The 13,037-nt window shown below is 61.6% G+C and carries 10 protein-coding genes; all 10 read left to right on the forward strand.

Going from position 1 to position 13,037, the window contains the following annotated elements; genetic code table 11:
• Window positions 1-122: 122 nt before the first annotated feature.
• The 10 genes from OCX61_RS25075 to OCX61_RS25120 all read left to right on the forward strand — a co-directional run bounded on the left by OCX61_RS25075 (window position 123) and on the right by OCX61_RS25120 (window position 12,989).
• Window positions 123-2,927, forward strand: coding sequence for an LPS-assembly protein LptD (locus OCX61_RS25075; protein ID WP_261941800.1), 2,805 nt, complete (start codon window positions 123-125; stop codon window positions 2,925-2,927).
• Window positions 2,908-4,227, forward strand: coding sequence for a peptidylprolyl isomerase (locus OCX61_RS25080; RefSeq protein WP_261941801.1), 1,320 nt, complete (start codon window positions 2,908-2,910; stop codon window positions 4,225-4,227). Before OCX61_RS25075 ends, OCX61_RS25080 begins: the two co-directional genes overlap by 20 nt.
• Window positions 4,224-5,213 carry a 4-hydroxythreonine-4-phosphate dehydrogenase PdxA gene (gene pdxA / locus OCX61_RS25085; RefSeq protein ID WP_261941802.1) on the forward strand — a complete coding sequence of 330 codons (990 nt, stop codon included), beginning with the start codon at window positions 4,224-4,226 and terminating at the stop codon, window positions 5,211-5,213. The genes OCX61_RS25080 and pdxA overlap by 4 nt, the downstream gene beginning before the upstream one ends.
• On the forward strand, window positions 5,210-6,010 hold the full coding sequence (gene rsmA / locus OCX61_RS25090) for a 16S rRNA (adenine(1518)-N(6)/adenine(1519)-N(6))-dimethyltransferase RsmA (RefSeq protein ID WP_261941803.1): 801 nt from the start codon (window positions 5,210-5,212) through the stop codon (window positions 6,008-6,010). The genes pdxA and rsmA overlap by 4 nt, the downstream gene beginning before the upstream one ends.
• Before the next feature lie 205 nt (window positions 6,011-6,215).
• Window positions 6,216-6,596 (forward strand): Co2+/Mg2+ efflux facilitator ApaG/CorD, encoded by a 381-nt coding sequence (gene apaG / locus OCX61_RS25095; RefSeq protein WP_261941804.1) that lies wholly within the window; start codon window positions 6,216-6,218, stop codon window positions 6,594-6,596.
• On the forward strand, window positions 6,596-7,435 hold the full coding sequence (locus tag OCX61_RS25100) for a symmetrical bis(5'-nucleosyl)-tetraphosphatase (RefSeq protein WP_261941805.1): 840 nt from the start codon (window positions 6,596-6,598) through the stop codon (window positions 7,433-7,435). Before apaG ends, OCX61_RS25100 begins: the two co-directional genes overlap by 1 nt.
• Window positions 7,436-7,476: 41 nt before the next feature.
• Window positions 7,477-7,806, forward strand: coding sequence for a thiosulfate sulfurtransferase GlpE (glpE, locus tag OCX61_RS25105; protein ID WP_261941806.1), 330 nt, complete (start codon window positions 7,477-7,479; stop codon window positions 7,804-7,806).
• Window positions 7,807-8,088: 282 nt separating this feature from the next.
• Entirely contained in the window at window positions 8,089-10,011 is a 1,923-nt protein-coding gene (locus tag OCX61_RS25110; protein WP_060484777.1) for a PrkA family serine protein kinase, read from the forward strand.
• Window positions 10,012-10,152: 141 nt separating this feature from the next.
• Window positions 10,153-11,424: a YeaH/YhbH family protein gene (locus OCX61_RS25115; RefSeq protein ID WP_261941807.1), complete on the forward strand. Its 1,272-nt coding sequence runs from the start codon at window positions 10,153-10,155 to the stop codon at window positions 11,422-11,424.
• The gene (locus tag OCX61_RS25120) at window positions 11,421-12,989 is read left to right on the forward strand and encodes a SpoVR family protein (RefSeq protein ID WP_261941808.1); all 1,569 of its coding nucleotides are present in this window, start codon (window positions 11,421-11,423) and stop codon (window positions 12,987-12,989) included. Before OCX61_RS25115 ends, OCX61_RS25120 begins: the two co-directional genes overlap by 4 nt.
• Window positions 12,990-13,037 lie beyond the last annotated feature (48 nt).

Genomic DNA, 13,037 nt, shown 5'->3' on the forward strand with positions numbered 1-13,037 from the left:
TCTCCGACGGCCCTAGCCGTCAAGCGGGTCATGCTTTATTATCCAGCATCTTTTTCAGACCATCGAGAGGCGTGCGGCCCCACACGCGGGCAGATGGCACGCAGGAAGCCCGGACTAATAAGATGGCATTGAAATCCCCCGCGTTTCGTAGAAAGTTTCCGTTGCTGGTAACCGGCGGTCTGCTGGCCATGCAACCTCTGGCCACCTCTTATGTGGTGGCAGCCGAGCAGTTCGACTGCCAAGTGTCCGCCTCCGGTGGTTGGGACTGCAAGCCCAAGACCCCAGTCAACAACCTGCCTCCGCGCCCGGTGCATGAAGGCGCCGCACTCACGTCCGGTACCGGGACGGAGTCGGCCGAGGCCGAGAGCGCCGACAAGCCGATGCTGGTCACCGAGGCCAAGGGCCGCGGCCTGAAGTCGCGCAGCGAAGACTACAGCCACCTCGACTGGGTGCCGCGCGAGAAGCTCACTGCCGCCCAGCTGGCCGAGACCGGCCCGTATTGCGGTGGCGCCTACATCGAGCCTACCCGCCCAGGCATGGCTGACTCCACGCCAAAGGACGAGTCGCCGACCTACATCAATGCCAAGGTATCCAAGTACCAGCAGGAGCAGCAGATCGCTACCCTGGCCGGTGACGTGGTCATGCGCCAGGGCAGCATGCAGGCCGAAGCCGACGAAGCCAACCTGTACCAGGCCGAGAACCGTGGCGAGCTCAAGGGCAACGTCAAGATTCGCGACAATGGCTCGCTGGTCGTCGGCGACCAGGCGCAGATCCAGCTCGACACCGGCGAAGCCCAGGTCGACAACGCCGAATACGTGATGCACAAGTCGCACATCCGCGGCAACGCCCTGTACGCCAAGCGTGGCGAAAACGCCATCATCCGCCTCAAGGACGGTACGTACACCACCTGCGAACCGGGTAGCAATGCCTGGCAGCTGAAGGGCAACAACATCACCCTGAACCCGGCAACCGGTTTCGGTACCGCGACCAACGTCACCCTGCGGGTCAAGGATTTCCCGGTGTTCTACACACCGTACATCTACTTCCCGATCGACGACCGTCGCCAGTCCGGCTTCCTGCCACCGTCGTTCAGCAGCACCAGCGACACCGGCTTCATGCTGGTCACGCCTTACTACTTCAACCTGGCGCCCAACTATGACGCCACGTTGTACCCGCGCTACATGACCAAGCGCGGCCTGCTGATGGAAGGCGAGTTCCGCTACCTGACCAAGTCCAGCGAAGGCCAGTTCGGCGGCGGCTACCTCAACGACGAGGATGACGATCGCAAGCTGCAGACGGACTACAAGAAAGAACGCTGGATGATCAACTGGCAGCACAAAGGTGGCCTGGACGAGCGCCTGATGACTGAAGTTGACTACACCGACATCAGCGACCCGTTCTACTTCCAGGACCTGGAAACCGACCAGATCGGCGTCAAGAGCAATGACGTGGTCAATCAGCAGGGTGCCCTCACCTGGCGTGGCGACAGCTACACCGCTCGCCTGAACGCGCAAGCCTACGAGATGGCGACCCTGTCGCAGATCACGCCGTACAACAAGCTGCCGCAGCTCACCCTCAACGGTATGTTGCCATTCCAGCCAGGCGGCTTGAACATTGGCTACGAGACCGAAGCAGTGCGCTTCGACCGCGATCTGAAGAACGACACGGTGTTCGACAAGGATGGCAATCTGGACACCACCGCTGGCGCCGATGGCCGCCGCCTGGATCAGAACATCAGTGGCATTGCACGGGCCAACGGTACGCGCTTGAATGTTGCGCCGTCGATCAGCCTGCCGATGCAAGCCAGCTATGGCTACATCACGCCCAAACTGAAGTATGCATACACGCACTATGACCTCGACCTGGACAGCCAAGGCCAGGCGCAAGCGATCGCACAGTCGGCCAATCCGGCATACGGCAGCTACAACAGCACGCTGAACCGCGACATTCCGATCGCCTCTGTCGATAGCGGCCTGTACTTCGACCGCAACACCTCGCTGTTCGGCACCAATTACCGTCAGACCCTCGAACCGCGCCTGTACTACCTCTACGTCCCGTACAAGGACCAGAAGGACATCCCGCTGTTCGACTCGGGCGAAACCCTGTTCAGCTACGACTCGCTGTTCCGTGACAACCGCTTCTCCGGCACCGACCGCATCGGCGACGAGAACAAGCTGTCGCTGGGCGTGACCACCCGCTGGATCGAGGACAATGGCTTCGAGCGCCAGAACTTCAGTATCGGCCAGGCGTACTACTTCAAGGATCGTAAAGTCCAGCTGCCGGGTATCGACTATCGCACCCGCAAGGACTCGCAGTCCGACGTATCGCCATACGCGCTGGTGTACAACTACTTCTTCAACCGCGACTGGCGCTTCAACTCGGACTTCAACTGGGATCCGGACAGCCGCAGCACCCGCTCGGGCAGCGCGATGTTCCACTACCAGCCTGAAGACAACCCGAACAAGATCGTCAACGTCGGTTATCGCTACCGCAACGACACCATCGCCTTCGACTCCACCACCGGTACCTGGAAGGTGGGTGGTGGCGACTACGGCACCCCGGGTGATCCGAACTACATCAAGGATTACTACAAGATCCAGCAACACGACTTCTCGGTCATCTGGCCGGTCGTACCGCAATGGAGCGTAATCGCCCGCTGGCAGCATGACTACAACCGCAACCGCACCCTGGAAGCCATGGGCGGTTTCGAGTACGACAACTGCTGCTGGAAGCTGCGCCTGATCAACCGTTACTGGGTCGACTACGACGACTTCAGTCAGGCCACGCCAGCCAACGAAAAAGGCGACCACGGCATCTTCCTGCAAATCGTCCTGAAAGGCCTCGGCGGCGTAGTGGGCAACAAGGTGGAATCGTTCCTCGACCAAGGCATTCAAGGTTACCGTACACGTGAAGACCAAGCTTATTGATCGACTGCGCCCGGTGTTGCTGGGCGCTGCATTGCTGAGTGGCGCGGTACATGCCGCGGTACAACCTCTGGACCGCGTGGTGGCCATCGTCGACAACGACGTGGTCATGCAGAGCCAACTGGACCAGCGCGTCCACGAGGTTCAGCAGACCATTGCCAAGCGTGGCGGCGGTGTGCCACCGACCGGCGCACTGGAGCAGCAGGTACTGGAACGCCTGATCGTCGAGAACCTGCAGCTGCAGATTGGCGAACGTTCGGGCATCCGCATCACCGACGAAGAGCTGAACCAGGCCATCGGCACCATTGCCCAGCGCAATGGCATGTCGCTGGAGCAGTTCCGCGCCGCCCTTGCCCATGACGGTCTGTCGTTCGACGACGCCCGTGAGCAGGTCAAGCGCGAGATGATCATCAGTCGCGTGCGTCAGCGCCGGGTTGCCGAGCGCATCCAGGTTTCCGAGCAGGAAGTTAAGAACTTCCTCGCCTCAGACATGGGCAAGATGCAGATGTCGGAAGAGTACCGCCTGGCCAACATCCTCATCCCGACCCCGGAAGCCGCCAACTCGGACGACATCCAGAAAGCGGCGCGCAAGGTCGGTGACCTGTACCAGCAACTGCGTCAGGGCGCGGACTTCGGCCAGGTGGCGATTGCCAACTCGGCCAGCGAAAACGCCCTCGAGGGTGGTGAAATGGGCTGGCGTAAAGCTGCCCAGCTGCCACCGGACTTCGCCAAGATGCTCAGCAGCATGGCGGTCGGCGACATCACCCAGCCAATCCGCATCCCCAACGGTTTCATCCTCCTCAAGCTGGAGGAGAAGCGCGGTGGCGGCGAGAACGTGCTGCGTGACGAAGTGCATGTCCGCCACATCCTGATCAAGCCGAGTGAGATTCGCAGCGAGGCGGCCACCAAGCAACTGGCCGAGCGCCTGTACGAGCGCATCCAGAACGGCGAAGACTTCGGCGAGCTGGCCAAGAGCTTCTCGGAAGACCCAGGCTCCGCACTCAACGGCGGCGACCTCAACTGGGTCGACCCGAACAGCCTGGTACCGGAGTTCCGCGAGCAGATGGCCAACGCCCAGCAAGGTGTGGTGACCAAACCGTTCAAGACCCAGTACGGCTGGCACGTCCTGGAAGTGCTGGGCCGCCGCGCCACCGACAGCACCGAGCAGGCGCGTGAGCAACAGGCCATGAACGTGCTGCGCAACCGCAAGTACGACGAAGAGCTGCAGACCTGGCTACGTCAGATCCGCGACGAAGCCTACGTTGAAATCAAGCTGCCTGGCGCCGACCAGGCCGCACAGTGAAGCCCCTGCGCTTCGCCGTCACCCCCGGCGAACCAGCCGGCATAGGCCCCGACCTGTGCCTGCTGCTCGCCGCCGACGCCCAGCCCCACCCTCTGATTGCCATCACCAGCCGTGACCTGCTCGTCGAGCGGGCCACGCAGCTGGGGCTGGCTGTCAGCCTGCTGCCGGTAACGCCTGGTCAATGGCCTGACCAGCCTGCACCAGCTGGCAGCCTGTACGTGTGGGACACACCGTTGGCCGCGCCAGTGGTGCCAGGCCAGCTGGACCAAGCCAACGCAGCATTCGTACTGGAGACGCTGACCCGTGCCGGCCAAGGTTGCCTTGACGGGCAATTCGCCGGGATGATCACCGCGCCCGTGCACAAGGGCGTGATCAATGAAAGCGGTATCGCCTTCTCCGGCCATACCGAGTTCCTTGCCGACCTGACCCACACCGCCCAGGTGGTGATGATGCTGGCCACCCGCGGCTTGCGTGTAGCCCTGGTGACCACGCACCTGCCGCTGCGGGATATTGCCGACGCCATCACTGCCGAACGCGTGGAACGGGTCACCCGCATCCTGCACGCCGACATGCGCGACAAGTTCGGCATTGCCAACCCGCGCATCCTGGTCTGCGGCCTCAACCCGCACGCCGGAGAAGGCGGCCATCTTGGCCGCGAAGAAATCGACATCATCGAGCCGACGCTGGCCCGCCTGCGTACCGAAGGCATGGACCTGCGCGGCCCGCTGCCGGCCGATACCCTGTTTACCCCCAAATATCTGGAGCACTGCGATGCGGTGCTGGCGATGTACCATGACCAAGGCCTGCCCGTGCTCAAGTACAAGGGCTTCGGCGCTGCCGTCAACGTGACCCTGGGCCTGCCGATCATCCGCACATCGGTCGACCACGGTACCGCCCTGGACCTCGCCGGCAGCGGCAAGGTCGACACCGGCAGCCTGCGCGTCGCCCTGGAAACCGCCTACCAGATGGCCGAGAACCGACCATGAACGAGCAATACCAACACCGGGCGCGCAAGCGCTTCGGCCAGAACTTCCTGCACGATGCGGGCATCATCGACCGCATCCTGCGCGCCATCAACGCCAAGGCTGGCGAACACCTGCTGGAAATCGGCCCGGGCCAGGGCGCCCTGACCGAAGGCCTGCTGGGCAGTGGTGCCCAGCTGGACGTGGTGGAGCTGGACAAAGACCTGGTGCCGATCCTGCAGCACAAGTTTGCCGGCCGCAGCAATTTCCGCCTGCACCAGGGTGACGCCCTGAAGTTCGACTTCAACCAGCTGGGCGTGCCGCCACGCAGCCTCAAGGTGGTCGGCAACCTGCCCTACAACATCTCCACTCCGCTGATCTTCCACCTGCTCAGCCACGCCGGGCTGATCCGTGACATGCACTTCATGTTGCAGAAGGAAGTGGTCGAGCGCATGGCTGCCGGCCCAGGCGGTGGCGATTGGGGCCGCCTGTCGATCATGGTGCAATACCACTGCCGCGTGGAGCACCTGTTCAACGTTGGCCCTGGCGCGTTCAACCCGCCGCCGAAGGTCGATTCGGCTATCGTGCGCCTGGTGCCGCATGAAGTGCTGCCGCATCCGGCCAAGGATGCACGGTTGCTGGAGCAGGTGGTGCGCGAAGCGTTCAACCAGCGTCGCAAGACCCTGCGCAACACGATGAAAGGTCTGCTCGACAGTGCCGCCATCGAAGCCGCTGGCGTGGATGGCAGCCTGCGCCCTGAACAGCTCGACCTCGCAGCCTTCGTGCGCCTGGCCGACCAGCTGGCTGCTCAGCAAGCCTGATTCAGCCTGCACCGGCCCCTTCGCGGGTAAAACCGTTCCCACAAGGTCCCCATAGAATTCGAAATCTGTGCTGCCCCTGTGGGAGCGGGTTTACCCGCGAAAGGGCCGGCACAGACAACACAGGCTCAATGCCCCACACCGCTGGCCCTCCCCCCCGCCAATGGCCTAGACTGCATTATTGCGTCAGTTCGCCCAAGGCCCTTGCATGTCCGACCCTCGCTATCAGATCGACGTCAGCGTCGTGACCCGTTACCTGAAAGAACAATCCGACCCCGAAAGCAGTCGCTTCGCCTTCGCCTACACCATCACCGTGCAAAACAACGGCTCGGTCAAGGCCAAGCTGCTGTCGCGCCACTGGCTGATCACCAACGGTGACGGCGAGGTCGAGGAAGTACGCGGCGCCGGCGTTGTCGGCCAGCAGCCGACCATCGAACCCGGCCAGAGCCATACCTACAGCAGTGGCGCGGTGATCAGCACGCGCGTCGGCACCATGCAGGGCAGTTACGAGATGTTCGCCGAAGACGGCAAGCGCTTCGAAGCCGACATCGCGCCGTTCCGCCTTGCGGTCCCGGGGGCGCTGCACTGATGGCCACCTACGCCGTCGGAGACCTGCAAGGCTGCCTGGAACCGCTCAAATGCCTGCTCGCGAGGGTCAACTTCAACCCGGCGGTCGACCGCCTGTGGCTGGTCGGCGACCTGGTCAACCGTGGCCCCGAGTCACTGGAAACCCTGCGTTATCTCTATTCGATCCGCCAGTCGCTGGTGTGCGTGCTGGGCAACCATGACCTGCACCTGCTGGCCGCCTGGCACAACGTCGAGCGTCTGAAAAAAAGCGATACCCTGCGCGAGATCATCGAGGCACCGGATGCCGACCGGCTGTTCGACTGGCTACGCCAGCAGAAACTGCTGCATTACGACGAGCCCCGCGGCATCGCCCTGGTGCATGCCGGCATCCCACCGCAGTGGACACTCGGCCAGGCGCTGCAACTGGCAGGAGAAGTCGAGCAAGTGCTGCGCGACGACAACCGCCTGCAGCCATACCTGGACGGCATGTACGGCAACGAGCCGAACAAGTGGAGCAAGAGCCTCACCGGCGTCGAGCGCCTGCGGGTCATCACCAACTACCTCACGCGCATGCGCTTCTGCACCGCGGCAGGCAAGCTTGACCTCAAGAGCAAGGAAGGCCTGGACACTGCGCCCAAAGGCTACAAGCCCTGGTTTGCGCACAAGGAGCGCCGCTCGCGCCACGTGAAGATCATCTTCGGCCACTGGGCAGCACTCCAGGGCCAGGTCGACGTGCCCGGTATCATCGCCCTCGACACCGGCTGCGTGTGGGGCGGCGCCATGACCCTGTACAACGTCGACAGCGGCGAATACCACCGCTGTGACTGCGCCGACGACGGTAACTTACGCCTCCCCGCCTGACCACCTACACTTATCGACCACCCCTGAAGGAAGCCGTACCCATGAGCGAATTCAAGCGCATCCCTCCCGAGCAGGCCCTGGCCCTGCGCGCGCAAGGTGCGGTAGTCGTCGACATTCGCGACCCGCAAGCCTTTGCCGCCGGCCACATCACTGGCGCCCGGCACCTGGATAACCATTCGGTCGCCGAGTTCATCCGCAATGCCGACCTGGATGCCCCGACCCTCGTGGTCTGCTACCACGGCAACTCCAGCCAGAGTGCAGCCGCCTACCTGGTAGGCCAGGGCTTCTCCGACGTGTACAGCGTCGATGGCGGCTTCGAACTGTGGCGCACCACCTACCCGGCCGAGACCGCCCAAGGCACTGCCGAATAATTTTTCATTTTTACTGCAGCCCGCGCCCCACGCGGGCTTGCAGCCCACCTGACGAACGGTCGTTCGCAACTTCTCCACCGCTCGCCCTTGACCTTGCGGATAACCAACTATTCTTAAGCGCAGGCCATCCAAAAAAAGGGGAGAGCCGGTACACCGGCGTGCGGGTCATCGGTAGCGTTTCAGGGTGTTCTGGGGGGTATACAGCAATCGGCGAACCCGGTTGCATGCCAGCATCAGCTGACTGATCCGGCGTCGTCTCCACGTATCGAGCGAGGTGACGTCATGAGTATTTTTAGCCACTTCCAACAACGCTTCGAGTCTACGCGCCAGGAAGAACTCTCGCTGCAGGAGTACCTCGAGCTGTGCAAAGAGGATCGCAGTGCTTACGCATCGGCGGCTGAACGGCTGTTGCTGGCCATCGGGGAGCCAGAACTGATCGACACCTCTAGCAACTCCAGGCTGTCGCGAATCTTCTCCAACAAGGTTATTCGCCGGTATCCGGCCTTTGCCGACTTCCATGGCATGGAAGAGTGCATCGACCAGATCGTTTCGTACTTCCGCCACGCCGCCCAAGGCCTGGAAGAGAAGAAACAGATCCTCTATCTGCTGGGCCCGGTAGGTGGCGGCAAATCGTCGCTGGCCGAAAAGCTCAAGCAGCTGATGGAGAAGGTGCCCTTCTACGCAATCAAGGGCTCGCCAGTATTCGAGTCCCCCCTTGGCCTGTTCAACGCCACCGAAGACGGGGCCATTCTCGAAGAAGAGTACGGCATCTCGCGGCGCTACCTGAACACCATCATGTCGCCCTGGGCCACCAAGCGCCTGCAGGAATTCGGCGGTGATATCAGCAAGTTCAGGGTGGTGAAGCTGTACCCCTCGATCCTCAACCAGATCGCCATCGCCAAGACCGAACCGGGTGACGAAAACAACCAGGACATCTCTGCCCTGGTCGGCAAGGTGGATATCCGCAAACTCGAGGAATTCCCGCAGAACGACGCCGATGCCTACAGCTACTCGGGCGCACTGTGCCGGGCCAACCAGGGCCTGATGGAATTCGTCGAAATGTTCAAGGCGCCGATCAAGGTCCTGCACCCCTTGCTCACCGCCACCCAGGAAGGCAACTACAACAGTACCGAAGGCCTTGGGGCCATTCCCTACACCGGTATCCTGCTGGCCCACTCCAACGAATCGGAGTGGCACACCTTCCGCAACAACAAGAACAACGAGGCGTTCATCGACCGGATCTACATCGTCAAGGTGCCGTACTGCCTGCGCGTCAGCGACGAGATCAAGATCTACGACAAGCTGCTGGTCAACAGCTCGCTGGCCAAGGCCCATTGCGCGCCAGACACGCTGAAGATGCTTGCCCAGTTCACCGTGCTCTCACGCCTCAAGGAGCCGGAAAACTCCAACATCTACTCGAAGATGCGCGTCTACGACGGCGAGAACCTCAAGGACACCGACCCGAAAGCCAAGTCGATCCAGGAGTACCGCGATGCTGCAGGCGTGGACGAAGGCATGAATGGCCTGTCGACCCGCTTCGCCTTCAAGATTCTCTCCAAGGTGTTCAACTTCGACCCGCATGAAGTGGCGGCCAACCCGGTGCACCTGCTGTATGTGCTGGAACAGCAGATCGAGCAGGAACAGTTCCCGGCTGAAGTACGCGAGCGCTACCTGCGCTACCTGAAGGAGTACCTGGCACCGCGTTACATCGAGTTCATCGGCAAGGAAATCCAGACCGCCTACCTGGAGTCCTACAGCGAGTACGGTCAGAACATCTTCGACCGCTACGTGCTGTACGCCGACTTCTGGATCCAGGATCAGGAGTACCGCGATCCGGAAACCGGCGAAATCCTCAACCGCATCGCCCTCAACGAAGAGCTGGAAAAGATCGAGAAACCGGCAGGCATCAGCAATCCGAAGGATTTCCGCAACGAAATCGTCAACTTCGTGCTGCGTGCCCGGGCCAACAACAACGGCAAGAACCCGAGCTGGCTCAGCTACGAGAAGCTGCGGGTGGTGATCGAGAAGAAAATGTTCTCCAACACCGAGGACCTGCTGCCGGTCATCAGCTTCAACGCCAAGGCCAGCAAGGAGGATCAACAGAAGCACAACGACTTCGTCACGCGGATGGTGGAGCGTGGCTATACCGACAAACAGGTACGCCTGCTGTCGGAATGGTACCTGCGGGTCAGGAAATCGCAATAAAGCGGCAAGCTTCTAGCCGCAAGCTGCAAGCTGCTCGGCGTCAGTGCTCCGGCCTGCGCCGCAGCTTGCAGCAGCGGTGGCTGCTCTTACTTGCAGCTTGAAGCTTGTGGCTTGCAGCTGCATCCAGTCACCGGAGGGACCATGAGCTACGTTATCGACCGACGCCTGAACGGCAAGAACAAGAGCACGGTCAACCGCCAGCGCTTCCTGCGGCGTTACCGTGAACACATCAAGAAGGCCGTCGAAGAGGCCGTGAGCCGCCGCTCCATCATGGACATGGAACACGGCGAACAGATCAGCATTCCGGGGCGAGACATCGATGAACCGGTGCTGCACCATGGTCGTGGCGGCAAGCAGACCATCGTGCACCCAGGCAACAAGGAATTCACCGCCGGCGAGCATATCCCTCGGCCCCAGGGCGGCGGGGGTGGCAGCGGCCGCGGCAAGGCCGGTAACTCCGGCGAGGGCATGGACGACTTCGTCTTCCAGATCACCCAGGAAGAGTTCCTCGAATTCATGTTCGAAGACCTCGAACTGCCCAACCTGGTCAAACGCCACCTGACTGGCGCCGACACCTTCAAGACCGTGCGAGCCGGTATCGCCAACGAAGGCAACCCGTCACGCATCAACATTGTCCGCACCCTGCGTTCGGCCCATGCCCGGCGCATCGCCCTGACCGGCAGCAGCCGTGCGCTGCTGCGCGAAGCTCAGAAGGAACTGGGCCGGCTGAAAGTCGAGGAACCCGACAACTTCACCGACATCCAGGAAGTCGAACAGGAAATCGAACGGCTCAAGGCACGCATCAACCGCCTGCCCTTCCTCGACACCTTCGACCTCAAGTACAACCTGTTGGTCAAGCAGCCCAACCCCAGTTCCAAGGCCGTGATGTTCTGCCTGATGGACGTGTCCGGCTCGATGACCCAGGCCACCAAGGATATCGCCAAACGCTTCTTCATCCTGCTTTACCTGTTCCTCAAGCGTAACTACGACCGCATCGAGGTGGTGTTCATCCGCCACCACACCAGCGCCCGTGAAGTCGACGAGGAAGAGTTCTTCTACTCCCGGGAAACCGGCGGCACCATCGTCTCCAGCGCACTGAAGATGATGCAGGAGATCATGGCCGAACGTTACCCTGCCGCGGACTGGAACATCTATGCCGCCCAGGCCTCCGACGGCGACAACTGGAACGACGACTCGCCGATCTGCCGCGAGATCCTGTCCAAGCAGATCATGCCGCATGTGCAGTACTACACTTACGTTGAGATCACCCCGCGTGAGCACCAGGCGTTGTGGTACGAGTATGAGCGAATCGGCGAGGCCTTCCCCGACACATTCGCCCAGCAGCAGTTGGTATCGGCCGGCGATATCTACCCGGTCTTCCGTGAACTCTTCCAGCGCAGGTTAGCCACATGACCGCCAGAGCACAGAGACGCCAACCCATTTCCACCGGGTCCGAGTGGACGTTCGAGCTGATCCAGACCTACGACCGGGAAATCAGCCGGCTGGCCGAGCGTTACGCCCTGGACACCTACCCCAACCAGATCGAGGTGATCACCGCCGAGCAGATGATGGATGCCTACGCCTCCGTCGGCATGCCGTTGGGCTATCACCACTGGTCCTACGGCAAGCAGTTCCTCAGCACCGAGAAGTCCTACAGCCGGGGGCAGATGGGCCTTGCCTACGAGATCGTGATCAACTCCGACCCGTGCATCGCCTACCTGATGGAAGAGAACACCATGTGCATGCAGGCACTGGTGATCGCCCATGCCTGCTATGGCCACAACAGCTTCTTCAAGGGCAACTACCTGTTCCGCACCTGGACCGACGCCACGTCGATCATCGACTACCTGGTTTTCGCCAAGCAGTACATCGCCCAGTGCGAGGAGCGCCACGGCATCGATGCCGTGGAAGACCTGATCGACTCCTGCCACGCGCTGATGAACTACGGCGTCGATCGCTACAAGCGCCCCTATCCGATCTCTGCCGAAGAAGAACGGCGGCGCCAGAAGGACCGCGAAGAGCACCTGCAGCGGCAGATCAACGACCTGTGGCGCACCATTCCCAAGAGTGCCGATAAAGGTGGTGAGCGCGACGATGCGCGCTTCCCTTCCGAGCCGCAGGAAAACATCCTTTACTTCATCGAGAAGAATGCCCCGCTGCTCGAACCCTGGCAGCGCGAAGTCGTGCGCATCGTGCGCAAGATCGCCCAGTACTTCTACCCACAACGCCAGACCCAGGTGATGAACGAAGGTTGGGCGACCTTCTGGCACTACACCCTGATGAACGACCTGTACGACGAAGGCCTGATCACTGAAGGCTTCATGATGGAGTTCCTGCAGTCGCACACCAGCGTGGTATTCCAGCCCGGTTTCGACAGCCCGTACTACAGCGGCATCAACCCGTACGCGCTGGGCTTTGCCATGTACACCGACATCCGCCGCATGTGCGAAAACCCTACCGAGGAGGATCGCCGCTGGTTCCCCGACATTGCTGGCAGCGACTGGCTTTCTACCATCAAGTTCGCCATGAGCAGCTTCAAGGACGAGAGTTTCATCCTGCAGTACCTGTCACCCAAGGTGATCCGTGACCTGAAGCTGTTCAGCATCCTCGATGACGACCAGCGCGACGACCTGCTGGTACCGGCCATCCATGACGAGGCCGGTTACCGGATCATTCGTGAACAACTGGCTGCCCAGTACAACCTCGGCAACCGCGAACCCAACGTGCAGATCTGGAGCATCGACCGCCGTGGTGACCGCTCGCTGACCCTGCGTCACCAGCAGCACAACCGCAAACCGCTGGGCGACTCCACCGAGGAAGTGCTCAAGCACCTGCACCGCCTGTGGGGCTTCGATATCCACCTGGAGACCGTACAGGGCGACCAGGTGGTCAAGACCCATCACATGCCGCCGCGTGGGGAGCATGCCGAGAGCGGCGACTACGGGCGCATGGACCTCGCCGTCATCCACCACCTCTGATGCACCGCCATTACTGCCGACAGGGTATCCTGTGGGCAGTAATGGAGG

It is taken from the genome of Pseudomonas sp. LRP2-20, from assembly GCF_024349685.1.
GTDB lineage: Bacteria > Pseudomonadota > Gammaproteobacteria > Pseudomonadales > Pseudomonadaceae > Aquipseudomonas.